At 64.0% G+C, this 25194-nt stretch carries 21 protein-coding genes; 8 read left to right on the forward strand and 13 right to left on the reverse strand.

Features of this window, described 5'->3' with window-relative positions; genetic code table 11:
• Nucleotides 1–4: 4 nt before the first annotated feature.
• The 3 genes from rpsA to L2D00_11575 form a co-directional block, all read right to left on the reverse strand.
• Entirely contained in the window at nucleotides 5–1717 is a 1713-nt protein-coding gene (gene rpsA / locus L2D00_11565) for a 30S ribosomal protein S1 (GenBank protein WBQ12482.1), read from the reverse strand.
• A gap of 267 nt (nucleotides 1718–1984) precedes the next feature.
• Nucleotides 1985–3322 (reverse strand): hypothetical protein, encoded by a 1338-nt coding sequence (locus L2D00_11570; protein ID WBQ12483.1) that lies wholly within the window; start codon nucleotides 3320–3322, stop codon nucleotides 1985–1987.
• Between the two features lie 138 nt (nucleotides 3323–3460).
• Entirely contained in the window at nucleotides 3461–4123 is a 663-nt protein-coding gene (locus tag L2D00_11575; protein WBQ12484.1) for a DUF1134 domain-containing protein, read from the reverse strand.
• Between the two features lie 466 nt (nucleotides 4124–4589).
• Between L2D00_11575 and lepA the strand changes: the two genes are divergently transcribed.
• The 3 genes from lepA to accD all read left to right on the forward strand — a co-directional run bounded on the left by lepA (nucleotide 4590) and on the right by accD (nucleotide 8292).
• Nucleotides 4590–6398: a translation elongation factor 4 gene (lepA, locus tag L2D00_11580; GenBank protein WBQ12485.1), complete on the forward strand. Its 1809-nt coding sequence runs from the start codon at nucleotides 4590–4592 to the stop codon at nucleotides 6396–6398.
• Nucleotides 6399–6537: 139 nt separating this feature from the next.
• Complete coding sequence (gene trpA, locus L2D00_11585) at nucleotides 6538–7332, forward strand: tryptophan synthase subunit alpha (GenBank protein WBQ12486.1); 795 nt, start codon at nucleotides 6538–6540, stop codon at nucleotides 7330–7332.
• A gap of 81 nt (nucleotides 7333–7413) precedes the next feature.
• Nucleotides 7414–8292 carry an acetyl-CoA carboxylase, carboxyltransferase subunit beta gene (gene accD / locus L2D00_11590; GenBank protein WBQ12487.1) on the forward strand — a complete coding sequence of 293 codons (879 nt, stop codon included), beginning with the start codon at nucleotides 7414–7416 and terminating at the stop codon, nucleotides 8290–8292.
• 165 nt (nucleotides 8293–8457) lie between these two features.
• Here the strand turns inward: accD and L2D00_11595 are convergent, their stop codons facing one another.
• From L2D00_11595 to L2D00_11610, 4 genes are all read right to left on the reverse strand, one after another.
• Nucleotides 8458–8796, reverse strand: coding sequence for a hypothetical protein (locus tag L2D00_11595; GenBank protein WBQ12488.1), 339 nt, complete (start codon nucleotides 8794–8796; stop codon nucleotides 8458–8460).
• 232 nt (nucleotides 8797–9028) lie between these two features.
• Nucleotides 9029–9826 (reverse strand): DUF1295 domain-containing protein, encoded by a 798-nt coding sequence (locus tag L2D00_11600; protein ID WBQ12489.1) that lies wholly within the window; start codon nucleotides 9824–9826, stop codon nucleotides 9029–9031.
• Nucleotides 9827–10496: 670 nt separating this feature from the next.
• Nucleotides 10497–10964, reverse strand: coding sequence for a YeeE/YedE family protein (locus tag L2D00_11605; GenBank protein WBQ12490.1), 468 nt, complete (start codon nucleotides 10962–10964; stop codon nucleotides 10497–10499).
• 8 nt (nucleotides 10965–10972) lie between these two features.
• Nucleotides 10973–11401, reverse strand: coding sequence for a YeeE/YedE family protein (locus tag L2D00_11610; protein WBQ12491.1), 429 nt, complete (start codon nucleotides 11399–11401; stop codon nucleotides 10973–10975).
• Nucleotides 11402–11557: 156 nt separating this feature from the next.
• Between L2D00_11610 and L2D00_11615 the strand changes: the two genes are divergently transcribed.
• Together L2D00_11615 and L2D00_11620 are read left to right on the forward strand one after the other, a co-directional pair.
• Nucleotides 11558–11938: a metalloregulator ArsR/SmtB family transcription factor gene (locus tag L2D00_11615; GenBank protein ID WBQ12492.1), complete on the forward strand. Its 381-nt coding sequence runs from the start codon at nucleotides 11558–11560 to the stop codon at nucleotides 11936–11938.
• Between the two features lie 2 nt (nucleotides 11939–11940).
• Nucleotides 11941–12822: an MBL fold metallo-hydrolase gene (locus L2D00_11620; GenBank protein WBQ12493.1), complete on the forward strand. Its 882-nt coding sequence runs from the start codon at nucleotides 11941–11943 to the stop codon at nucleotides 12820–12822.
• Nucleotides 12823–12994: 172 nt separating this feature from the next.
• On the opposite strand, the gene L2D00_11625 is transcribed toward L2D00_11620, so the two are convergent.
• The 3 genes from L2D00_11625 to uvrB form a co-directional block, all read right to left on the reverse strand.
• Nucleotides 12995–13780 carry a hypothetical protein gene (locus L2D00_11625; protein WBQ12494.1) on the reverse strand — a complete coding sequence of 262 codons (786 nt, stop codon included), beginning with the start codon at nucleotides 13778–13780 and terminating at the stop codon, nucleotides 12995–12997.
• Between the two features lie 1141 nt (nucleotides 13781–14921).
• Entirely contained in the window at nucleotides 14922–16703 is a 1782-nt protein-coding gene (locus tag L2D00_11630) for an SIR2 family protein (protein ID WBQ12495.1), read from the reverse strand.
• A gap of 127 nt (nucleotides 16704–16830) precedes the next feature.
• Nucleotides 16831–19026, reverse strand: coding sequence for an excinuclease ABC subunit UvrB (uvrB, locus tag L2D00_11635; protein ID WBQ12496.1), 2196 nt, complete (start codon nucleotides 19024–19026; stop codon nucleotides 16831–16833).
• Nucleotides 19027–19130: 104 nt separating this feature from the next.
• Between uvrB and L2D00_11640 the strand changes: the two genes are divergently transcribed.
• A complete protein-coding gene (locus L2D00_11640; protein ID WBQ12497.1) occupies nucleotides 19131–19634 on the forward strand; it encodes a response regulator in 504 nt (167 codons plus the stop codon).
• A 12-nt stretch (nucleotides 19635–19646) separates the two neighbouring features.
• Here L2D00_11640 and L2D00_11645 read toward each other — a convergent pair whose 3' ends face one another.
• Both L2D00_11645 and L2D00_11650 read right to left on the reverse strand, forming a co-directional pair.
• On the reverse strand, nucleotides 19647–20201 hold the full coding sequence (locus L2D00_11645) for a lipocalin family protein (GenBank protein ID WBQ12498.1): 555 nt from the start codon (nucleotides 20199–20201) through the stop codon (nucleotides 19647–19649).
• Between the two features lie 69 nt (nucleotides 20202–20270).
• The gene (locus L2D00_11650; protein ID WBQ14509.1) at nucleotides 20271–21290 is read right to left on the reverse strand and encodes a beta-eliminating lyase-related protein; all 1020 of its coding nucleotides are present in this window, start codon (nucleotides 21288–21290) and stop codon (nucleotides 20271–20273) included.
• Between the two features lie 113 nt (nucleotides 21291–21403).
• On the opposite strand from L2D00_11650, the gene L2D00_11655 reads away from it, so the two are divergent.
• Entirely contained in the window at nucleotides 21404–22579 is a 1176-nt protein-coding gene (locus L2D00_11655; GenBank protein ID WBQ12499.1) for an acyl-CoA dehydrogenase family protein, read from the forward strand.
• A 60-nt stretch (nucleotides 22580–22639) separates the two neighbouring features.
• Here the strand turns inward: L2D00_11655 and L2D00_11660 are convergent, their stop codons facing one another.
• Nucleotides 22640–24331: a hypothetical protein gene (locus tag L2D00_11660; protein ID WBQ12500.1), complete on the reverse strand. Its 1692-nt coding sequence runs from the start codon at nucleotides 24329–24331 to the stop codon at nucleotides 22640–22642.
• A 157-nt stretch (nucleotides 24332–24488) separates the two neighbouring features.
• Between L2D00_11660 and L2D00_11665 the strand changes: the two genes are divergently transcribed.
• On the forward strand, nucleotides 24489–25193 hold the full coding sequence (locus L2D00_11665; GenBank protein WBQ12501.1) for a response regulator transcription factor: 705 nt from the start codon (nucleotides 24489–24491) through the stop codon (nucleotides 25191–25193).
• The last annotated feature ends 1 nt before the right edge of the window (nucleotide 25194 follow it).

Consider the following 25194-nt stretch of genomic DNA (forward strand, 5'->3'; position numbering starts at 1 on the left):
GGCGCTATTCGTCGTCGCCCTTGGTGGCTTCCTGCTTCTTCAGCGCAGCGCCCAGAATATCGCCCAGCGAGGCGCCGGAATCCGACGAGCCGTACTGTTCGACCGCGTCTTTTTCCTCGGCGACTTCGAGCGCCTTGACCGACACCGACACCCGGCGGGTGGCCTTGTCGATCTGGGTGACGCGCGCGTCCACCTTGTCGCCGACCGCAAAGCGCTCGGGGCGCTGCTCGGCGCGGTCACGCGACAGATCGGACTTGCGGATGAAGGCCTTGACCTGATTGTCCGGGCCCAGCGCCACTTCGATACCGCCGGTGGTCACTTCGGTCACGGTGCAGGTGACGGTCTGACCGCGCTTGTAGGCGCCGTCTTCCATCGGATCGCCGCCCAGCTGCTTGACGCCGAGGGAGACGCGCTCCTTCTCGATATCCACGTCCAGCACCTTGGCGCGCACGATATCGCCCTTCTTGTAGTCCTGGATGGCGTCTTCGCCGGCGCGGTCCCAGTCGAGATCCGACAGGTGCACCATGCCGTCAATTTCCTCGTCCACGCCGATGAACAGGCCGAACTCGGTGATATTCTTGACCTCGCCCTCAACCTCGGAACCGGTGGGGTGGGTTTCAGCGAAGATTTCCCACGGATTGCGCTGGGTCTGCTTGATGCCCAGCGACACGCGGCGCTTTTCGGAATCCACGTCCAGCACCATCACCTCGACCTCCTGGGAGGTGGCGACGATCTTGCCTGGGTGGATGTTCTTCTTGGTCCAGCTCATTTCCGAGACGTGCACCAGGCCTTCGACGCCCGGCTCCAGCTCCACGAAGGCGCCGTACTCGGCGATATTGGTCACGCGGCCGGTGAAGGTCGCGCCCACCGGATACTTGGCGCCCACGCCTTCCCACGGGTCGGACTGCAACTGCTTCATGCCCAGCGAGATGCGCTGGGTGTCCTTGTTGATCTTGATGATCTGGACTTTCATCGTCTGGCCAACCTCGACCACTTCGCTGGGATGGCCCACGCGGCTCCAGCTCATGTCGGTGACATGCAGCAGGCCGTCAATGCCGCCCAGGTCCACGAACGCGCCGTAATCGGTGATGTTCTTGACCACACCTTCGCGCACTTCGCCCTCGGCCAGCTGACCGACCAGCTCGGCGCGCTGCTCGGCGCGGGATTCTTCCAGAACAGCGCGGCGCGACACCACGATATTGCCGCGCGGACGGTCCATTTTCAGGATCGCGAAGGGCTGTTCCTTGTTCATCAGCGGGGTGACGTCGCGCACCGGGCGGATGTCCACCTGGCTGCCCGGCAGGAAGGCGCTGGCACCGCCCAGATCGACGGTGAAGCCGCCCTTGACCCGGCCGACAATGGCGCCGGTGACCGGCTCCTTGCCTTCAAACTGCTGCTCCAGACGGTCCCAGGCCTCTTCGCGGCGCGCCTTGTCGCGCGACAGGACCGCTTCGCCCATGGCGTTCTCGATGCGCTCCAGGAACACTTCGACCGTGTCGCCCGCCTTGGGAGCGCCGCCGCCGGGTCCGGTGAACTCGCGCACGGAAATGCGCCCTTCGGTCTTCAGACCGACGTCAATGATGACGATGTCGTTTTCAACGGAGGTGACGCGGCCCTGAACGACCGAGCCTTCCATCAGGTCGCGGCCGGCCAGGCTCGCTTCCAGCATCTGGGAGAAGTCATCACGGCTCGGGGCCGAGGTGGAGGTTTGAGACATGGGTTGCTTTCTGAAAAGAGACGGTTTCGGTTTGCTGAAACAAGCCGCCCCTTCAAGGGCGGCGCGCGGGGCTGCGTGGAGCAGCGCGGCGGCGCAAACGCGGGGTCTGGCGCTGCCCGTCCCGGTCTTGCGGGCGGTCAGGCGCGGGTTGAAGACATGGACGGCACGAAGCCGCCCGGCGAGGGGCCTCCGGCGGGCCGGAAGCGCGCGCGTACTTACGCTATCGCCGGGTTGAGAGCAAGGGCGAGGCGGCGCCGGGCCTGGTGTCTACAGCCCCCCGCCGACCCGGTTCTTCCAATAGCCCACATCCTCGGCATACTTGCCCACAACCTCGCCCAGCACGGCGTTAAGGCGCAATGTGTGGAAGCTGATCCATTCGCCCTGGTCGATCTCTTCCAGGCACTTCATCGAGCTGGTGAGGAAAAACGCGTAGAGCGCGGCCACCAGGATGAAGAGGATGATGAACACCCAGCCCAGCGCCGCAATGGTGTCAAACGGGCTGAGGCCGGTGAAGGAGGCGAGGATGGCGAGCAATCCCACCAGCGCGCCAAGGAAGGCCGCCGGCACGAAGATCAGGTAATAGCTGGAATTGCGCCGGATCTGGAACACGGTGTTGCGCACATAGGTCTCGATGAAAAACACCCGCAGGGCGAACCAGTTGATGTTCAGCGCCCACAGCCGGGCCTCGTCGGCCAGCTGTTTGGAGTCGCGCTCCTGACCCACCGTGACGGATTTGGCCTTGCCGATGGCGGTGCGGTAATGATCGTTCACCCGGGCGAGATAACGGGTGAGGAAATTGGCCGTCTCGCGCGCGGTGTTGCGCTGATACGGGCTGTACTCGGCATAATACAGCGCCCACATCACCAGCGCGGCCAGCGCGCACGAGCCCGCGCCCGCGATCAGCGAGGACAGCTGCGCGCCGGTGATCGGCCCGGCGGCCTCATCGGCGATCGGGCTCATGGCCGCGATCACACCGGTGTCGTTCAGCACGATATTGAGCAGCAGCACCCCGCCCAGAATGAGCGAGAACCAGATCGCCAGCTTGCGCACATTGGCGTTCATCAGCTTGCGGCTCTCATTCAGGAGATACAGAACCCCGCTGTCGGAGTCATGGAATTGCCGCGCGATCACCGCGCCCTCCACATCCTCGAACAGGGCGCGCGGGTCGGCCTCGATGGGCACCCGGCCGGCCAGGAAGGTGTTGGCCAGCTTGGCGTAGTCTTTCGCCAGATCGTCGGTCAACTCCTCGGGCATGCGCATGTATCCCACGCGCACCGACATCCAGTTGAAGAACACGCCCCGGCGCGAGATGAAGCTTTCCTCGTGGGCGAAATCATCGCCCAGCGCCGTTTCGGTGAGGGTGTGGTGGCTGGACACGGCGGCCGCTGCAACCGCCTCCACCGCCTCGTCGCCCACATTCAGCGCCGTGCGCCGCCCGGCACCCAGAAGCCGCAGGATCAGCCGGTAGGGGAAGGTGGCGGCGCGCAGGATCGCGCTGATCAAGGGCCGCGCGCTGGCGCGGGCGATGAACACCACCAGCGCCAGGATCAGCCCGGCGGCCAGGCCGGCGATAAACCAGGTTGTCACAGACAGGCCTTCGCCCATGGGCGCACTCTCCCCTCCTGCTCGCGCTGGCGCCCCCTCAGGCCCGCACAGCACTCAGGGGCGGCAGTCTAGCCCGGCGCGGGCACCGGGGCGAGGGGCGTTAACCCTTAAATCGCGTCAAGGCTTCAGACGGGCGCTTCAGAAGGGCACCCAGTTGCGCCGCCGCGAATAGGCGAGATAGCCCACATTCGCCCCGGCCCGGAAACCCACGCCCGAGCGGATCGGGGCCAGGGTGATGTCGTCGGCGCGCTGATAATTCACGCCCAGGCCCGCCACGAAATAGGCCGAGCCCTCCACGCCGGGAAAGCGCTGGTAGAGCAAATCGGTATTGTCGAGATTATAGACCAGGGTGAACACCCGGCTGGCATTGCCGCCGGCGTCAAACCCCACCGACGGGCCCTGCCAGTATACCTTGCGGCGCGCCTCGCCCGACTTCATCACCAGCCAGCCTTCGCCATAGCGCAGGCCCACGCCGATAGCGGCGGACAGCTCCTCGCCCGCGATATAGCCCACGGGCCGGCCCAGATCGGAGAACACCCGTTCCAGCGCGCTGGCGGCGGCTTCGGCGGTGACGCCGAAGAAATCAGCCGCCGCCTCCACCAGCTCGTCTTCCGAATAGGTGTCGATATTGTCCTGATAGGCGCTGGGCTGTCCGTATTCAGGCTGCCCCGCCGGAGACGCATCGGCGCGCGCGCCGGACTGTGCGGATCCCGATTGGCCCGAACCGCTGGCGCTGCAGGCGGCAAGCACGGCCGCCATGGCCAGGGCAGCGGCGGCGCGAAGGGGGAGGGAAAGGGTCATCAGGGCGGTCCTTAACTGGGCGCGTCGGCGCGCAAATGTCTCACATCGACCCTCACGCAGGATTGAGGCAGGCTTTGGGCGTGAAGGTTAGCGCTGGGTTAACGGGCGGGCGCGCACGCCGGCTGACGCCGTGCATCCATTACGACCCCATCCGCCTTTCGATCCTTGCTGAGCCATTTTCGCAAGCGTCGCAGCCAGTCAAGGACGGCCCTCCGGGCCGCCGCCGTGCGGCGACCGAGCTCAGCTCGGTCGTCCTTGACAGGCTGCGATCGCCTTGCGGTTTCCTCCAGCATGGAACGATGGGGAGGATTGACCCCCGGCGCCCGCCAAGCCTTGGGCGTCGCTCCCGGTCAAATGCATTTCCCCGGCCCTCCAGCCCGGCCGCGGCGCCCCCCGGCCGCTATTGCGCGCACCTCACCGCCTGTTCCGCTTGGCGCGGGGCGGCGCCAGTGCTAACTCCCGCGCCATGAGCACAGATCCCGCCCTGATCCGCAATTTCTCCATCGTGGCCCATATCGACCACGGCAAATCCACCCTGGCCGACCGTCTGATCCAGATGACGGGCGGGCTGACCGCGCGCGAGATGACCGAACAGGTCCTCGACAATATGGATATCGAGAAAGAGCGCGGCATCACCATCAAGGCCCAGACCGTGCGGCTGGAATACCCGGCCAAGGACGGCAAGACCTATGTGCTCAACCTGATCGACACGCCCGGACACGTCGACTTCGCCTACGAGGTCTCGCGTTCGCTCTACGCCTGCGAGGGCGCGCTTCTGGTGGTGGATGCCGCGCAAGGCGTCGAGGCCCAGACGCTGGCCAATGTGTATCAGGCCATCGATGTGAATCTGGAAATCGTGCCGGTGCTCAACAAGATCGACCTGCCCGCCGCCGATCCCGACCGGGTGCGCGAGCAGATCGAGGATGTGATCGGCATCGAGGCCCATGACGCGCTGGAAATCTCCGCCAAGACGGGGCTGGGGATCGACACGGTGCTGGAAGCCATCGTCACCCGCCTGCCCGCGCCCAAGGCCGGCGATCCGAACGCGCCGCTCAAGGCGCTGCTGGTGGACAGCTGGTATGACCCGTATCTGGGCGTGATCTGCCTGGTGCGCATCATGGAAGGCACGCTGAAAAAGGGCATGCGCGTGCGCCTGATGGGCGTGGGGGCGAGCTATGGCGTGGACGGGGTGGGTGTATTCCGCCCGGCCAAGGAAACCGTGGCCGAGCTGGGGCCCGGCGAGATTGGCTTCCTCAACGCCTCCATCAAACAGGTGCGCGATGCGCGCGTGGGCGACACCATCACCGAGGAAAAACGCCCCACGGCCGCCGCCCTGCCGGGCTTCAAACCGGCGGTGCCGGTGGTGTTCTGCGGCCTGTTTCCGGTGGATTCAAACGACTTTGACGATCTGCGCGATGCCGTGGAGCGTCTGGCGCTCAACGACGCCTCGTTCAGCTTTGAAATGGAATCGTCGGCCGCGCTGGGCTTCGGCTTCCGCTGCGGCTTCCTGGGGCTCTTGCATCTCGAGGTCATCCGCGAGCGGCTGGAGCGCGAATACAATGTCGACCTGATCACCACCGCGCCCTCGGTGATCTACAAGATCAACCTCACCGACGGCGCGGTGCTGGACCTGCACAATCCCGCCGACATGCCCGACCCGGTCAAGATCGAGACCATCGCCGAACCCTGGATCAAGGCCACCATCCTCGTCCCCGACGAGTATCTGGGCGGCGTTCTGAAACTCTGCGAGGACCGGCGCGGCATCCAGCGCGACCTCACCTATGCGGGCAGCCGCGCCATGCTGGTCTATGAACTGCCCCTCAACGAGGTGGTGTTCGATTTCTATGACCGGCTGAAATCGGTCACCAAGGGCTATGCCAGCTTCGACTATCAGTTCATCGAGCACCGCGAGGGCGATCTGGTACGCATGTCGGTGCTGGTCAATGAAGAGCCGGTGGACGCCCTGTCCATGATCGTGCACCGCACCCGCGCCGACATGCGCGGCCGCGGCATGTGCGAGCGCCTCAAAGACCTGATCCCGCGCCACCAGTTCAAAATCCCGATCCAGGCCGCCATTGGCGGCCGCGTGATCGCCCGCGAAACCATCGCCGCCCTGCGCAAGGACGTGACCGCCAAATGCTATGGCGGCGACGCCAGCCGCAAACGCAAACTGCTGGACAAACAAAAAGCCGGCAAAAAGAAAATGCGCCAGTACGGCAATGTGGAAATCCCGCAGGAAGCGTTTATTGCGGCGCTGAAGATGGATCAGGATTAGGGGGTGGGTGCCACCCCATCCCCCTGCATCCCCCCGCTTGACCCCTGCGCCGCCATCGTGAAGCTGGCGCGCTTCCCGGCCTTCGGCGTCCTGCGCCGCCACGGGGGCTCACGGGACGGCATCCATCGAAGGAATTCACATGACGCGGCTGGCGGCGGTTTTTGAAGGGTTGCGGGCTGAAGGCCGGGCCGGGTTTGTCGCCTATGTCATGGCCGGCGATCCCGATGCCGATACGACACTGGCCATGATGCGGGGCCTCGCCGATGGCGGGGCGGACATACTGGAGCTGGGCGTGCCGTTCACCGATCCCATGGCCGACGGCCCTGTGATCCAGCGCGCGGCGATCCGGGCGCTGGCCGGCGGGATGACTCTGGCGGGCGTGCTGGACCTGACCAAACGCTTTCGCGCCACCCACCCGGACACGCCGGTCATCCTGATGGGCTATGCCAACCCGTTTCACGCCATGGGCTATGAGGCGTTTGCGCTGGCCGCGGCTGAGGCCGGGGCCGACGGGGTGATCTGTGTGGATATTCCGCCCGAGGAGGATGCCCCCCTGCGCACGGCGCTGGAGGCCGGCGGGCTCGCCTTTGTGCGCCTGGCCGCCCCCACCACCGATGATGCGCGCCTGCCCCAGGTGGCGGCGCATTGCTCGGGCTTCGTCTATTATGTCTCCACCACGGGCGTCACGGGTGCCGGATCGGGCGCCACATCGGACATCGCCGGCGCCGTGGCGCGGGTACGCGCTGCCAGCGGGCTTCCCGTGGCGGTGGGTTTTGGCGTAAAAACACCCGGACGCGCCGCGGAAATCGCAGCTGTAGCCGACGCTGTGGTGGTCGGATCGGCCATTGTCGAGGCGCTGGAGACACACGGGGCGCAGGCCGCGCTGACCATTGCGCGCGATCTGGCCGCCGCCACCCACCAGGCGCGCCAATAGGACGACGCACGACGGACGGGCTATTGACGGCACAGCGCGCCATCCAACCCCGCCCGAGGATCAGACAGGAGCAATGCATTCATGAGCTGGCTGCAGAGACTGACCCCGCCGGGCGTCCAGAAAATGTTCGACAAGCGCGACACGCCGGAAAATCTCTGGGTGAAATGCCCGGTCTCGGGCGAGATGGTGTTCACCAAGGATCTCGAAGCCGGCCTTCACGTCACGCCCGCCGGCCATCACATGCGCATCGGCCCGGCCCTGCGCTTCAAATACACGTTTGACGGCGCCTGGGCCGATATCGCCCTGCCCGAGGTGGCGCGCGATCCGCTCAAATTCCGCGATGACAAGCCCTATACCAGCCGCCTGACCGCCGCGCGCAAGAAGACCGGCCGCGACGACGCCATGGCCATCGGCGTGGGCTCGATCCGCGGCGTGGAAACCACCGTGCTGGTGCAGGATTTCGCCTTCATGGGCGGCTCGCTGGGCATGGGCGCGGGCGAGGCCTTCATCCGCGCCTGCGAGACGGCCGTCGCCCGGCGCACGCCGCTGGTGGTGTTCACCGCCGCAGGCGGCGCGCGCATGCAGGAGGGCTGCCTGTCGCTCATGCAGATGCCGCGCACCACGCTGGGGGTGGAAATGCTCAAAGACGCGCGCCTGCCCTATATCGTCGTGCTCACCGACCCCACCACGGGCGGTGTCACGGCCAGCTACGCCATGCTGGGCGATGTCCACATCGCCGAACCCGGCGCCCTCATCGGTTTTGCCGGCCAGCGCGTGATCGAACAAACCATCCGCGAAAAACTCCCCGAAGGCTTCCAGCGCTCCGAATACCTGCTGGCCAAGGGCATGGTGGACAAGGTGGTCGCCCGCAAAGACCTGCCCAAGACGCTGGGCAATCTGTTGCGCGTGCTGCTGAAGCGCCCCGCTGCGGCGCAAGTGCCCGCGACGGTGGAGGCGTAAGGGGGGTGAGCTCCACTTTGTTTTCCCGGGCGGCGCAGCCGGCCCGGGACCCATCCACCGATGCTTTCCGCTGTCGCGGCGGGTCAACTGTGTCGGGGTGGGTCCCGGATAACCGCTTCGCGGTTTCCGGGAAAAACACGGGGGGAGGCGAGCGCCACCGTCAGATCACCTCAACCCCGGAAAGCTCTCCACCGCCTGAACCCGCAGATCGGGGAAGCTTGTCACGTACTGGATGGTGAAGTCGGGGAAGCTGTCCACTTCGCGCCAGCGGCCGCACCGGTCGGGGAAGCTGTCCACCCATTGCACGCGCAGGTCCGGGAAGCTGGAGACGATCTGGACGCGAATGTCGGGAAAGCTCGTGACCACTTTCACCCGGCCCTGCAGCACCTGGCCGTTATAGGTGCAGTCCGGGGCGATGTCCGCCGCGTGCCCCTGAGTGAGCCCCTGAACGTGCGCCGACGCCAGCGCCAGCGCCGCCAGCGTGTTGAGGCCGCCTATGAGCATCCCCGCCTCCCCTATCGCGAATGAAGGGGGAAGGCTGGCGGGGCGGGGATGAATGCGGGGTGAACTCACACCTGTTTTCCCGGGCGCCCCGGCCGTGAGCCGGGGCGAACCGGGACCCATCCACCCTGCCTCTCCACCGCATAAGCGGCTCAAAAAATTGGGGGATGGGTCCCGGATAACCGCGTCGCGGTTTCCGGGAAAACAGGGGTTGGGTGGAGGATGAGACCCCCCCTCACCCCCGCTTCGGCGGCATCGGCACAAACGCCGACACCCGCGCCACATACGCCTCATAGCCGGGGCGCGATTTCTTCAGGCCGCGCTCCAGCAGCGGCGCGCCGGACCAGCGCATCAGCGTCCAGGTGACAAACAGCGGGCCGATCACCGCGAACAGGCCGGGCGTGGTTTCGGCGGCAATCAGCCAGATGCCCCACCAGGCGCAGGCCTCGCCGAAATAATTGGGGTGGCGGCTCCAGCCCCACACACCGGTATCGAGCACCTTGCCCTTATTGGCGGGGTCGGCCTTGAAGCGGGTGAGCTGGATGTCGGCGATCGTCTCATAGGCGATCCCGAACACGGCGAGTGCCATGCCGGCGAAGGCGAGAACGCCGAAGGCCGCCGGCTGCGCCGCCACCTGGCCGAGCTGAACGGGCAGGCTGGCGATGAACAGGAGGCCCGCCTGCGGCCCGAACACGAACAGGGCGGTGGTCTTGCCAAAGCCCCAGCCGCGCTTTTCGTGCGCCTGGCGCACCAGGGCGGCATAGCGCTTGTCGGCGCCCTCATGGCGCCAGCGCCAGAACAGATACCCGCCCAGGCGCAGGCCCCAGACCAGGGCGAGGCCGGCAATCACCAGCTGGCGCATCTCCCAGCCATCGGCCAGCACAAAGCTTGTCACCGCCATCAGCGTGATGCCCAGCGCCCAGAACGCATCCACGAAGCTGGGGTCGCGCGTGCGCTGGGCGGCGAGCCACAGCGCGGCGAACAGCACGATCACGATGGCCGCGTTTGCGGCGAGCAGGGCAAGGGCGGACATGGCGGCTCCGGGTCAGGCGGGATTCGAAGCGTGGAGCCTAGCGGGGGCGGGCGGCGATGTCGCGGGGGGATGTGAGGGGGGGGGGTGCAAGCATTCTTCCCCTCCCCCTCTTGCGCTGGGGTGGGGGACTGAAGCTGGGCAAGCAGCAGGAAGCGACCCTATCACGCAACGCATGCTGTCGAGCCCCCTCTCCCCCATTTATGGGGGAGAGGGTAGGGTGAGGGGGCAGACCTCTCCGCCGCATCTGGCGCCGCCGCGTTGGGCTGGACCGTCGGTGCACCCCTCACCTTTATCCTCTCCCCTCTGAGAGGGGAGAGGGGGCCTTGACGCAGCGTTTCTTCCGGAATTGCCATAGCCCGGCTTCAAGCCGCCTCGGCGGCGGAGGGGAGCGGTGGATGGGTCCCGGGTCGGCTATGCCGCCCGGGAAAACAAAGAGGCGAAACGGGAGGCATCCCGATCATACGCCCAGTCCTGCCCCTAACCCCATGAAAGCCGATTGTCGCAAGCGCTCCGGCGGGTCAAGGCTGACCGGGCTCCGCCCGGTCACCGCATGCGGCGCCCCGGATTTAATCCGGGGTGGCCTTGACGCGCCGGAGACGCCTTGCGGGAGACTCGGCATGGGGTTTGAGGGGCATGTGGGTTCTCTTTCCCACTAGCCCAGCACAAACCCCTACCTCACCAGCCACCGCCAACCGCCCATGCCGGCGAGCATGGCGGCCAGGAAGATATACACCTCGCCCATGCCCAGCGCTGCTGCGGACAAGGCCGGGCCGGGGCAGAAGCCGGCCAGGCCCCAGCCGGCGCCGAACAGGGCCGCGCCGCCGATCAGGCGCGGGTCCAGCTGGCGGGCGGTGGGCAGGGAGAAGCTGCCGGCGAAAAGCGGCTTGCCGCGCGGAAGGATGAGCCGGTAGCCGATGGCGGTCACCCCCATGGCGCCGCCCATGACGAAGGCCAGAGACGGGTCCCATGTTCCGGCCACATCCAGGAAGTTGAGCACCTTGGCTGGGTTGATCATGTCGGAGATGACGAGGCCCAGCCCGAACAGCAGGCCGGCCCCCAGCGCGGCCAGCGGCAGGGCCAGAGCGGCGGACGGGGCGGGCGCGGAGGGCGCGGGGCGGGTGGTGTGTGTGTCGGTCATGGCGGGCCTCATGCAATCAGATGGCGGGTGATGAAGACGGTGGCGGCGCCCGCGGTCATGAACACGGCCACGGAGACCAGGCTGCGCGGGGAGAACAGGCTCAGCCCGCACACGCCGTGGCCCGAGGTGCAGCCCGAGCCCATCTGCGTGCCCACGCCCACCATGAGGCCGGCGGCGATCAGGGTCAGGGGGCCCGCCTCGATGGTCACAGCCACCGGTCCGGCGGCGAGCATCACGATCAGCGGTGCGGCGATCAGGCCGGCGACGAAGGCGAGGCGCCAGAGCCGGTCGGGCACGGACGGGCCGATCAGCCCGCCGGCAATGCCGGATATCCCGGCAATGCGGCCATTGGCGGCCATCAGCCAGACAGCCGACAGGCCGATCAGCGCGCCGCCGATCAAGGCGGAGACCGGGGTGAAGGGGGTGACAGCGTCCATGGGCAATCCTTTCGTGAACGGGGGGCGGCTCGCGAACCGGGTGAGGCGTCTCGCCGCGCCACGGCCCCTTGATTATCAGTTTTGATAAATGATATATGTGAGGACGAAACGCAAGAGGCTTTGCATCACGCAAGGCCCGAACGCCAGGACGCCGATATGGACCGGACCCACACACTGACGCCGTACGAGGCCACCTCTTCCCCCGGCATCGACATCGCCCAGCTGCGCACGCGCGCCGGGGAGGTGAGCGGCTTGCTCAAGCTGCTCGCCAATCCTGGCCGCCTGCTGATCGCGTGCGAGCTGATGGATGGCGAGCGCACGGTCAGCCAGATCGAGCAGCGCACCGGCGTGCGCCAGCCCAATCTGTCGCGCGATCTCGCCCGCCTGCGTGCCGCCGGCCTGGTCGCCACGCGCCGCGACGGCAAGGCGGTGCATTACCGCCTCGCTGACGGGCGCATCCAGCGTCTGATGACCGCCCTGTGCGCGGCGTTTGCGTCAGACCTCAAGACACCCTCCCCCGAAGACAAGGACCTCTGATCATGACCCACCAACCTGCCCGCCAACCCGACGTCAAAGCCTTCTTCGACCCGGCCACCAATACGGTGAGCTATGTGGTCTCGGACCCGGCGACGAAACACGCCGCCATCGTGGACTCCGTCCTCGACTACGACCCCAAATCCGGGCGCACCTCCAAGGCCAGCGCCGACGCCGTCATCGCCTTTGTGCGCGAGCAGGGCTTCACGGTGCAGTGGATCCTGGAGACCCATGTCCACGCCGACCACCTGTCGGCCGCGCCGTATCTGAAGGACCAGGTCGGCGGCACGCTGGCCATCGGCTCCAATATCCGCACCGTGCAGGACGTGTTCGGCAAGGTGTTCAATGCCGGCACCGAATTCGCCCGCGACGGCTCGCAGTTTGACCGCCTGTTCGAGGATGGCGAGACCTTCATGCTCGGCCAGATCGAGGCGAAGGCCCTCCACACGCCGGGCCACACGCCCGCCTGCATGACCTATGTGATCGGCGATGCGGGCTTTGTCGGCGACACGCTGTTCATGCCCGACTACGGCACCGCGCGCTGTGACTTCCCCGGCGGCGACGCCCATGAGCTCTACCGCTCGATCCAGAAACTCTACGCCCTGCCGGACGAGACGCGCCTGTTCCTGTGCCACGACTATCTGCCCGAGGGCCGCGACACCTATCAGTGGGAAACCACAATCGGCGCCCAGAAGGCGGGCAATATCCACGTGCACCAGGGCGTCAGCGAGGCGGCCTTCGTCAAGATGCGCACCGCGCGCGACGCGACGCTCGCCATGCCCGTGCTGATCCTGCCCTCGGTGCAGGTCAACATGCGCGCCGGCCACATGCCCCCGCCGGACGAGAACGGCCTCACCTATCTGAAAATCCCGGTGGACGCGCTTTAGGGCGAGGAAGTCGCTCGCAAGCGCCCCTCCCTCCCCTTGAGGGGAGGGTTGGGGTGGGGTGATGGTGCCGCGCGTGTCAGATTCCAGCTGGCCGCCTGACGGCGGCGCCCCCACCCCGGCCCTCCCCCGGTGGGGGAGGGAGAAGGGGCCTCGGTGTGGCCCTCACGCCCCCTCACCCCTCCTGCGCATTGTCCTCCCAGGTGTACTGGTCCTCATAGAGCGTGCCCTTGAGGAATCCCTTTTCCTTCGCCCAGCGGGGCAGGTTTCTGACGTTTCCGCACAGGGCGAGATAGACCAGATTGTGCATGCGCCGCCGCACCTCCAGCGCCGCCTCTTCCTGCCGCCGCTGGTACTCCGGGTCCGCCCTGGCCGGCAGGGGCAGGGCCTCCAGCACGCGGGCCGCGCCCAGCAGGCGCTCGGCCAAATTCATCGTCTGGGTGGCGGCTTTCAGCTCGCCGGCCTGCATCAGCGCTTCGGCCGCCCTCAGCGCCTGCTCCCCCGCCGCCCGCGCCTGCAGCGGATGGATGAAGACATGCGGCGGCTCATCCCCGGCCTCAGCCCCGGCCTCAGCCCCGGCGCAAGCCCCGGCCTCTGCGTCCGTCCCGGCGCCCGGCTCCGCGCCCCGGTCCTCGCCAGGCAAATCCAGCAGCTCGTCCATGATCCGGTCGGCCGCGTCCGGCGCGTCTGGCGGGCCGCCCGCGCCTGCGCCGCCATCGCCACCGGCCGGTGCCAGCGCGGCGCGCCGCGCCCGGTCCTGCGCCGCGCTGAACACAGCCCGCGTGCGCGCCGAGGCGAGGTCCATGGTGCGCCAGCCCCGCTCCGCCGCCCAGCGGTGCAGGGTAGAGACCGGCACGCCCAGCTGGCGCGACACCTCATGCATCACCACCCCCGCCTCGCGCATGGCCCGCGCCGCCGCGATCAGGTCCGCCCGCTCATCATCTGTCCGGAAATTCATCATGGGCGGGAGTATGGGGGCGGTTGGCAGGGAGGGGGGTAAGCTCCTTTCTCCCGCCACGCCCCCACCCCCTGTTTTCCCGGAATTTGCGAAGCAAATATCCGGGACCCATCACGACACCTCTAAACCGCCCAGGCGGCGGACAAGACCGGTGGCTGGGTCCCGGGTCTCCCTCCGGTCGCCTGGGAAAACACCGGTGTTTGATCTAATCACCACCACACCCCCCACACCTGCCTTCCCGGAAACCCCGGCCTTGAGCCGGGGTTATCCGGGACCCATCTCGACACCTCTGAACCGCCTCGACGGTGGAGATGATCGGTGGATGGGTCCCGGGCCTCCCTCCGGTCGCCCGGGAAAACAGGGTGAGTTGGTTTGAGCCCCCATGGCGCATGGCGAGAGGGGGGGGAGGGGTGGGGAAATGGGTGTGTCCCGGGTTTCCCCGTTGGGCAAGCTAGCGCCGCTATACCTAGATTGAAGACAAAGCGTCGTCCAAAAGTTCTATCTGCCTCTCAAATTTGATTTGCTCACCTTTCAAAGTCCTTTGATTTGAAAGCTTATGAACTCGATCAGCGGCAATATTACGAAACAGTAAACATTTATTTATTACAGTCGAATTCAGGTCAGGTTTCTTCCTATTAACCATCTGGACAAGTGGCTCCAAAGCGCGTAGTGGATAAACAAGCTCATGTTCATTGCAGTTCTCTATATTATCAATAATAATATTAAGTGCTTCTTCGGCCGCCTCATTTAAATCAATGCCGATTTCACTGACCGCAGCTGGCCTTAATAGGAATCTTGCAATTTGATTATTAACTTGCTTGAGATCTTAATTAACACCCTTCATGCGCCCGTAGCGCCGAGAGTTTAGAAATCGCTTGTAGGCCGGTTCGAAATTCCCCACTTCACAATCAGACATACCATACTGTAACCAGAACTGGTCATTAGTTCGAAACCCAGGTTCAGAAGATAGATGTTGATAAAACCGATGAACAGATTGAGCCCGGTTCTCCGAAGCCGAAAACACTTCACGGACAAAGCGAAACTTCATGCATTCAATAAAAAGTTGTTTTATTTTAATATCGAATAACGAAGCCTGATGAAAACTGATCATAATTTTCGCAAGCAGTGGAACTGTGTCTAAATCTCAAAATGGGTCTGACTGTAACAAAAATGTACACAAAGCTCTCGATTTAGGAATAACAAGTTTAAATCCATCGCTAGTAAATATATCATTTGCCCTAATATTCATAATGGCGGCATGTATTTGTCCAATATCAAAGTCCAGCCATCCCAAAATATCCTGAGCGGAAAAAGTTCCGCCTGAGCGTGCCATGCCGGCTATCAGCAACCCTGCGATCGGACGCTTATCAAGATCGTTCTGTAGGACCATTTCTTGAAATAGCTGATTGATGCGCCGACCAGCAGAACCTTGCTTAAATAGATAGCTCACCAAGCTGCGAAGTTCGCGCCCGCACCTTTTAATAATAAAGTCTCTGGTAGGGCCTCGCCAGTCAGGCATCTCACCCCAAAAGCCAGTTCTCTCTAAAAGAAAATCAAATTGTTCAACCTCATAATCATCAAGATCAGAGACATCGTGCATTTCAAAATTTTTAATTCCAGATAGAGTCTTGCTTACGTCTGAATGTCGTTGTCTCATAAAGTGAGTATCGAATACAGCAACAAGTCGATGTGTAGTGCGAAGGCTTTCAGAAACAGTTTCAAGTTCGTTTAGATGCCTGGAGGCGTCATCGAAAATAAAAACAGCCTTTTCTATGCGCTTCTGGATTTCATGGATCTCACTCATAATATATGGATCTAGATTGTCAATATAAAAAGCCTGACACCCCTCGGAAGCAAATAAGATCGATATCTGCTCTGCGACGAATGTCTTGCCCGAAACAGCGTTCCCATAAATAATAAAGCGGCGTAGATTGTCAGAATGCCTATCAATTACCTTTCTTGTTGCTGTGCGGACAGGAAATAATTTCTCGGCATTTGCGTCAGAAATTTGATAAGCGAATGCCGAATAGTCAAATAATGAATTGATGAATACGTCAGAAATCTCGAAATTCTCATATGGTTCGGGTGACCATTTAATTTCTTCTACGAGACTCGGTGTGATCAGATCAATTTCATCGACTTGAAAGGCGGAAATGCTAGCGGCAAGATCCTCTGCAGTCTGAAGCACAATTTTGCCGAGGCGCGCCAGTCTCTGTATATCGCGTTGCGAGCTATCCGGGTGAATAAAAAAATGGGTTTTCTGTCGGAGTTCTGGTCTAGATGAGAGGATATCTCGGACAGCAGCATCATTCGCGGAGTATCCTATAAACACGATTGCTTCACAAACGCTCAACTCACGCGAAAGCTTCTTAAACAAAGGGGAGTCTCTATTGCTTCTTTCAATATATGAATTAGTCGAAAGAACCAAGTGAGGTGGCTCTTGTGAATCATTGATGTCCGCCGCCCTGCCGTTCAGGTATACAAGTGGCGTCAAATTCAATCGAGCAGTCTCTAGATCAGTGTATCGACTAATGGGGTAAAATCGTTGATCACGTGACTCGCCACCGATTTCGAGGATATTATCGAAGTTTGTTGTGAAACATGATCGCCATGGTAAACAGGTAAGCACGGAATGAAATGCCTGAAGCTTGACCGCCGTAAGCTGGTGATACAAAAAGGAGCGTACTTTGTCCGCGCCAATTTTGTCTTCAAGAAGTTGCGAAAGCTCGTAAAACTCAATGAACTCATGCTCTGAAAATGAAAGCAAACTTTTAAACTGTTCAATTAAGGTGCTGGTACTTGGAACTTTTCCGTCAGAGTGCTCTGCGCCTATAGAAAATCCAGCACCAAAAAAGGCGACAGCGCGACCGAGAAGAATTTTAGTTAGGAGATGTGGGGGCGCTGAATTGTCGAATTCCTCGTTCAAAGACAAGCCTTTATCTTCCTAAAGCAGAAAATAGCATTATCATACTTTCCATTTTTGACGGTTGGCAAGGCGACTGAGTGACGACATTTAACTTCGAGATGATTGTGCCCCAGCCAACGGCACCCCCCTACTCCCCCAGCCGCTTGATCTCATCCCTCAGCCTTGCCGCCTCCTCAAATTCCAGATTCGCCGCCGCTTCGCGCATGCGCTTTTCCAGATCCGCGATCACCGCGCGCAGGTTATTCGGTTCAAATGGAGCGTGTTCTTCTGCAACCGTCAAGCGCTTCCCGTCACGCCCTCTTCCGCGCGCCTTAGCGCTGCGGCCCTTGGCCGTCTCCTCCATCACGCCCTTGAGCACGTCGGAGACGCCGCGCACCACGGTGGTGGGGGTGATGCCGTGGGCGGTGTTGTGGGCGATCTGTTTGGTGCGGCGGCGTTCGGTCTCGTCCATGGCGCGCTGCATGGAGCCGGTGGTGCGGTCGGCGTAGAGGATGACCTTGCTTTCGCTGTTGCGGGCGGCGCGGCCGATGGTCTGCACGAGGCTGGTTTCGCTGCGCAGGAAGCCTTCCTTGTCGGCGTCCAGAATGCCCACCAGCCCGCATTCGGGGATATCCAGGCCCTCGCGCAGGAGGTTGATGCCCACCAGGACGTCGTATTCGCCCAGGCGCAGATCGCGGATCAGCTCGATGCGCTCGACGGTGTCGACGTCGGAATGCATGTAGCGCACTTTCAGCCCCTGCTCGTGCATGTATTCGGTCAGGTCTTCGGCCATGCGTTTGGTCAGCGTGGTGATCAGGGTGCGAAAGCCCTTGTCCGCCGTGGCGCGGGCCTCGGCGATGATGTCGTCCACCTGGCTGAAGCCCCTGGCGGCCACGGGGCGGATCTCCACCGGCGGGTCGATCAGGCCGGTGGGGCGGATCACCTGTTCGGTGAAGGCGCCGCCGGTCTGGTTCAGCTCCCATTTGCCGGGGGTGGCGGAGATGTGCAGGGTGGGCGGGCGCATGGCCTCCCACTCCTCGAATTTGAGGGGGCGGTTATCCAGGCAGGAGGGCAGGCGGAAGCCGTGCTCGGCCAGGGTGCGCTTGCGGTTGAAGTCGCCTTTGAACATGGCGCCCAGCTGCGGGATGGTGACATGGCTCTCGTCCACGAACACCAGGGCATTGTCGGGCAGGTATTCGAACAATGTGGGCGGCGGCTCGCCGGGTTTGCGCCCCGTGAGATAGCGTGAGTAGTTCTCGATGCCGTTGCAGGAGCCGGTGGCTTCCAGCATCTCGATGTCGAAGGCGGTGCGCTGGGCCAGGCGCTGGGCTTCCAGCAGCTTGCCATGGGCCTCCATCCACTCCAGGCGGTCTTTCAGCTCGGCCTTGATGGAGGCGATGGCCTGGTTGAGGGTCGGGCGCGGGGTGACATAGTGGGAGTTGGCGTAGACGCGGACCTTGTCCAGGCTCGCTTCGGCGCGGCCGGTCAGCGGGTCGAACTCGTCGATGGACTCGATCTCGTCGCCGAAGAAATTGATCCGCCAGGCGCGGGTGTCGGCGTGGGCGGGGAAGATTTCCAGCACATCGCCGCGCACGCGGAATGTGCCGCGGGTGAAGGCCGCGTCGTTGCGGCTGTATTGCAGGGCGGCGAGCTGGCGCATGACCTCGCGGGGATTTCTCTCCTCCCCCCGCTTCAGGTCGAATACCATGGCGGTATAGGTCTCCACCGAGCCGATGCCGTAGATACAGCTGACCGAGGCGACGATGATGACATCATCGCGCTCCAGCACCGACCGCGTGGCCGCATGGCGCATCCGGTCAATGGCCTCGTTGATGGAGGATTCCTTCTCGATAAAGGTGTCGGTGCGCGCCACATAGGCTTCCGGCTGGTAATAATCATAATAGGAAACAAAATACTCCACCGCATTCTCAGGAAAAAAGGATCTGAATTCGCCGTAAAGCTGCGCTGCCAAAGTCTTGTTCGGTGCCAGAATCAGGGCGGGTCTCTGAAGGGTTTCAATGACTTTCGCCATCGTGAAGGTCTTGCCTGACCCGGTCACGCCCAACAGCACCTGGTCGCGCTCGCCCTCGCGGACCCCGGCGCACAGCTCCGCAATCGCGCCGGGCTGGTCGCCCGCCGGTTCGTACTCGGCGTCCAGCACAAACGCCTTGCCGCCCTCGGACTTGTCGCGCGCCGCGGGTCTGTGGGGGGTCCAGTTGGCCGGCAGGCTCAGCGGATCGGATATCCCCGGGGGCAGGGCACCCGGCTCCGCCTCGAAGGGCGTCTGGCCCATATCCCCGACGCCGTCGGGCATGAGCGTGTCGTCTGCGGTGATCCGGGCCATGAGCGACAATATGGCCCTGCCACCCCGGCTTGAACAGACGCGCAAGTGTTGGTTAACCGGGCCGGGGCAGTGTAGCTGCCAATCCACGCAGGTGCGGGAAGGTCATGTCAGGCAGTTTTGAACGGGTGCGGGTCCTGATTCTTGAGGACAATGTGCACATGTCGACCATCCTGCGCACGATCCTGCAGGGGTTTGGCGTGCGCACGATCACCGAAACCCGCGACGCTGCGGACGCGTTCGAGATGATGCGCAATGCCAATCCCGATCTGGCGCTGGTCGATTACATGCTCGGCGATGTGGACGGGCTCGAGTTTACACGGCTGATCCGCACTGCCACGGACAGCCCGAACAAATACCTGCCCATCATCATGGTCTCCGGCCATACCGACCGCAGCCGGGTGATGGAGGCGATCAATGCCGGCGTGAATGAGTACCTGGCCAAGCCGGTGCGGCCAGTGGATCTTTACAACCGCCTGGTCTCGATGATCGAACGCCCGCGCCGCTTTGTGAAGGCTCCGGGCTATTTCGGTCCCGACCGCCGCCGCCGCCAGGATCCGCGCTATACCGGCCGGAAGCGGCGCTCGACCGACGTTCCCGACGAGGAGTGAGGCAACGGTACGCTAGGGCGCGCCGGCACTGTCCCGGTGCACCGGATATACCAGTGCCCCGGTGTCAAAGCCCAGCGCCTCGAGCCCGGCCAGGCGCGCGGCCAGCACGCTGTCGTCCATGTGCCGGGTGCGTGAGAGAACCCAAAGATAGCGCCCGCGCGGCTCGCTCACCACGGCCCACTGGTACCCGGCCTGGTCCAGCTCGATCACCCAGTAATCGCCCCAGAAGGGTCCAAAGAAGGACACCTCCAGCTTCGCGTTGCCGGAGCCGGGGATGATGCGGGCGCGGCCGCGCGCCTCTTCCGCCCGTCCGTCCAGCCCGTCACGATAGCAGGTGTTGACCACGGAAAGCAGCCCGTCCTCCCGCATCGCATAATCGGCTGTCACGCCGTCGCAACCGCGCTCGAACCGGCTGTCATAGCGCGCGATCTCATACCAGCGGCCCAGATAGCGCTCCAGATCCACCTGGGTAACGGTGGTCAGTGGCGCGTCGGAGCTGCGGCGTTCGGGCTGGGGCGCACAGGCGGCAAGTGCCGCCAGCGCGGCCAGAAGGACAAGGCGCATCATGGAAAAAGCTCCTAGTCTGGGGTGACAGACCTGAACCTAACACATGAACCGCCAAAACCGTTCGCGGCGTTACTGCGCAGCGTCCAGCAGGGCGTCGATCTCGGCGTTGGTGGTGCACCAGCTCGCCACGAAGCGGGCCGAGCCGTCCGGCCAGGCATAGAAGCCTGCACCGGCAGCTTGGAGCCGCTCGGCGACGGCCGGTTCAAGCCGGGCGAAGACTTCATTCCCGTCCACCGGGTGGGCAAGGCTGACCCCGTCAATGCGGCTCAGGCCATTGGCCAGATGCCCGGCGGCGCGGTTGGCCTGGCCGGCGAGCTTCAGCCAAAGGCCGCCATCCAGCCAGGCATCCAGCTGGGCGGCGATATAGCGCATCTTGGGTGCCATGTGGCCTGACCGTTTCTGGCGTGCCTGCAGGCGCGCGAAGCGGTCCATGACGGAAGGGAACAGGATCACCGCTTCCGCCGCCAGCGCCCCGGTCTTGGTGGCACCCAGGCACAGAATGTCCACGCCGGATTTCCAGGTCAGTGCCGCCGGACTGCACCTCAGACCTGCCAGCGCACTGGCGAAGCGGGCACCATCCATGTGGATGCTGAGGCCCGCCGCCCGCGCCGGAGCGGTCAGCTGTGCGATCTCGTCCAGCGTGTAGGCACCTCCGGCCTCATTCAGCTGGGACAAGCTCAGCACCGCCGGGGGCGGCGCATGGACGAAGTCTGCCGGCCATTGGTTCAGGGCATCTTGCAGCGCTGCCGCGTCAATTTTGGCGTGGGCCCCGGGCAGGGGGAGGAGTTTGGCTCCGCCGGTAAAGAATTCCGGCGCGCCCCGTTCGTCGCGGTGGATATGAGCTTCGTCATGGCACAGCACCATGGCGTCCGACGGGCACAGCACGGACAGCGCCAGCGCATTGGCCGCGGTGCCGGACACCGCGAACACCACTTTCAGATCGGTCTCGAACAGGTCCTTCAGGCGCGCTTCCACCCGCGGGCTGATGGCGTCTGCACCATAGCTGGGCGCGAAACCCTCATTGGCGCGGGCGATGGCCTCGATCAGAGCGGGATGGGCGGGGGCGGTGGTGTCGGACAGGAAATTCATGATGCGCAATCGAGCGCGCCCGGGCGGCGGCGTCAATGCCTTGCAGCCGCACTGGATTGAACGCACCCCGGACACCGCTAGACTGCGGCGGTCATTCGACCGAAGGAGCCGCCATGCCCGTGTCTGATCCCGTCGCCCGGCCGTTTGATACGCCCGAGCGAAAGGCGTTCCGCGACAGCGTGGAGCGGTTCATCGCGCGCGAGATCGCGCCCCATGGCGATGACTGGGATGAGGCAGGGGATTTCCCGTGGGCCCTGCATGAGAAAGCTGGCGCGTTGGGCCTGTTCGGGTTCGGGATTTCTGAAGATTATGGCGGTTCAGGATTTGACGACGCCTTCATGCGCCTCGATGCCGGTACGGCGCTGGGCTATGCGGGCGTGGGCGGGGTGAATGCGTCGCTCGGCTCGCGTAATATCATGACCGGACCTATCGCGCGGCTTGCGCCCGAGGACGTCAAACGCGCGGTGCTGCCCGGGATCGTGTCGGGCCGCACCGGCGGGGCGCTGGCGATGACCGAACCGTCCGGTGGATCGGATCTTGCCCGGATGAGAACCCGCGCCCGGCGCGACGGTGATCACTGGATGATCGATGGCGAAAAGACCTTCATCACCGGCGGGATGAAGGCGTCCTGGTTCGTGGTCGGCGCGCGCACGGGCGGCGACGGGTTTGGCGGGATTTCGCTGTTCCTCGTGCCCGGTGATGCGCCGGGTTTCACGCGTGCGGCCATCGCGCGCAAGATGGGCTGGTGGTCTTCGGACACGGCCACGCTTCACTTTGAATCCTGCCGTATTCCGGCGGATGCGCAACTGGGCGAGGAGGGCAGCTGCCTCTTCGCGATCATGGACAATTTCAATTACGAGCGCCTCGCGTTGGCAGCAGGTTGCCTCGGCATGGCCCGCCGCTGCCTCGATGATGCGGTAGACTGGGCCCGGGTACGCGAGACCTTCGGCAAGCCGCTGATCCGCCATCAGGTCATCCGCCACAAGCTGGCCGAGATGAGCGCGCGCATTGATGCGCTGGACGGGTATCTGCAAATCCTCGCTGCCGCGATCAACGCGGCGCTGGAGACGGGAGGCCCGCTCCCCGCTGCCGGCCTGGCGAAAGCGAAATTCCTGGCGTCGGGAACCGCCGAGTATTGCGCCAGCGAGGCGATGCAGGTGCTGGGCGGCGCGGGTTATCTGCGCGGCTGCGCCATCGAGCGCATTTACCGCGAGGTCAAGGTGATGGCCATTGGCGGCGGGTCGGAGGAGATCATGCGCGACCTCGCCGCCCGCCAGATGGGGCTGTAGCCCCTCAATCAAAAGCGTTTTCGAACCGCGAAACCGGTTTCCGAGGTGCTGAAAAACGCTCTAGGCCACGGCGCCTGGCTGATGTGGTGGCAGGAGGCTCTTGATCGCAGAGAGCTTGTCTCCGGCGTCCGGCTGTGCGGATTCCTGCCGTCCCATTTGCGAGGCGAGCAGGCGCATCGCACGGGCCTGCGCATCCTGGCGGCAGCGCCCCACCGGCAGGACACCTGAAGAGGCGAGCTTCAGCAAGGCAATCGCCCGGTCCAGAGCGGCCTGGTTCAACGCCTCGATGCGGGCCAGAATCTTTGTTTCGTCCAGCGTCTGCAGGCCCAGCGCGTCGAACGCATCGGCCAGTTCGGCCTTGTCCGCGGCCGGAAAGGCACCTTTCAGGGCGCGCGCCTGCAGGCGGGTCAGGCACGACAGGCGCTCCAGTGGCTGACCCGGACCGCGCACGAACCAGGCTTGTGTCTCGGTGGTGGTCAGGCGGGCGCGCATGTAGCCCGCGAGCTTCTTCTTGTTGGCCTCGCCCACGATATTGTCCTCCATGGCGAACAGGCGCTCGAGGAGCGCCGGCACGCCGTCTGCACCCGCCAGCGCCTCACTGACCGCTTCGGGCGAGAGCAAGCGCCCGGATCTTGCTGTGAAGGCCTCGACCAGCGCCGTCGGGTGCAGGTCCGGACCTGACACTCTGATCAGGCGCTGGGCGAGCTGCCGCGAGAGCTCGACTTCCGCCATTACGCTGCGCGGCCGCAGGCGCTTGGGCGAGCGCAAATGCGCGAGTATCCGGCTGGCGATTTCGCCGCGGCTGTCCGGCAGGTCGCCTGCCGCGAACCGGGCGGCCATCCGGTGCGCTGCAGGCGGCGCGCCCGCGAGGTCGGCATGATCTGCCCGGCCTTCATAAAGGCTGGTCAAGCGCTCCAGGATGACTCCGGTGTCATCCCCATGGCCGGTGATCGCATTCATGGCGGGGTCGAACGTCAGAAACTCGGCCAGAAAGGCGTCAGCCTGGGCCAGCGCAAAACTGCGCGCCTCAGGTTTGGCAGGCAGCGAGTCGAGCATATCGAGGATGCGCGCCGTTTTTGTCTTGAGGTCAGGCGCATCCGCCAGCCGTTCCGCAATCGCCCGCCGCATCCGTCTCTCAGGCCCGCCCTCGTCGAGAATTTTCTCGGTCAGTTCAGCGAATGTCCGCGCTTCGGGCAGCGCCTTTGCGCTGGCGGCCTCGCGCCGGGCTTCAGTGGCCGCGCGCTCAATGAGGGCGTTAAGCTGCTTCATGAAGGCCTGCACCGGCGCGCCGGTGGACTGGGCGCGCGCTATGGCGACCTTTTGCACGGCGTGCTGGAGATCGGTCTCTGATCCGTCCAGATCCTCGATAAGATCGGGGCGGCTGAGCAGCTCGAGCGGACAGATCTGGCGGCGTTCCAGCCAGCCGGACAGGACGCGCCTGATCGTGTCGCGTGCCGCCGCGCCAAAGAAGTCCGAAGGCGTGACGCAGGGCAGGCTGGCGTCTGCCTCGGCGTTTTTGTCGTTGGCGAATCGCTCCGGTCCCGCCTCGAAGATCGGGCCGCCGCGGAACGCGCCCTCTTGTGCGTTCCAGACCTCGCGCACCACGCGCACCGATCCGTCGGGCAGGGAGTCTTTCAGCTTTTGGGCCAGCTTCAGTGCCGCTTCGCGGCTGGACAGCGCCTCGACCATGGACCAGGAGGCTTTGCGGTGTTTCTTGACGAACACCTCGAAATGAATGTCTGAACCCGTCATCGCCTGCTCGCCCCCAGGAAGAAGCCCGGCTCAACCATGGCGCCATGGGCTTAACCTTGCGTAACCATGTCTTGCCGGGGCAGTGTGCATGGATAAGCTGCATCGTTAGAGCTTCAGGGCCGCGACTCGCTTGCGGCGGCAGACAAGGGCGCGCACCATGGCCACGATCACGCTGGTGGATGATGACGAGAACATCCTCACCTCGGTCTCCATTTTTCTGGAGAATGAGGGGTACAAGGTGCGCACCTATACAGACGGGGCCACGGCCCTGCCCGAACTGACCGCCCAGCCGCCCGATCTGGCAATTTTCGACATCAAGATGCCGCGTATGGACGGGCTTGAGCTGCTGCGCCGTGTGCGTCAGTCCTCCAATCTGCCCGTTATTTTTCTTACGTCCAAGGACGGCGAATTTGACGAGGCGCTGGGGCTGGATCTCGGCGCAGACGACTATATCGCCAAGCCCTTCTCCCATCAGCTGCTGGCGCGCCGGGTCAAGGCTGTGCTGCGCCGGGCGCAATTTGATCCTGAACTGGGCGGCACGCCGGGCGATAGCGATCACAAGGCGATCCATCGCGGCAAGCTGACCATGGACCCCAACCGCCATGCCTGCGCCTGGGAAGGACGCCAGGTCCGCCTGACCGTGACAGAATTCCTGATCCTGCAGGCCCTGGCCCACCGGCCTGGCTTCGTGAAGAGCCGCGACAATCTCATGGACGCGGCCTATGACGATCAGGTCTATGTCGATGACCGCACCATCGACAGCCACATCAAGCGTATTCGCAAGAAATTCCGCGAGGTGGATTCGACCTTTGACGGGATCGAGACCCTTTATGGCGTCGGCTATCGTTACAAGGAGGCTTAGG

It is taken from the genome of Hyphomonadaceae bacterium BL14 (assembly GCA_027627705.1).
Taxonomy (GTDB): Bacteria; Pseudomonadota; Alphaproteobacteria; order Caulobacterales; family Maricaulaceae; genus Oceanicaulis.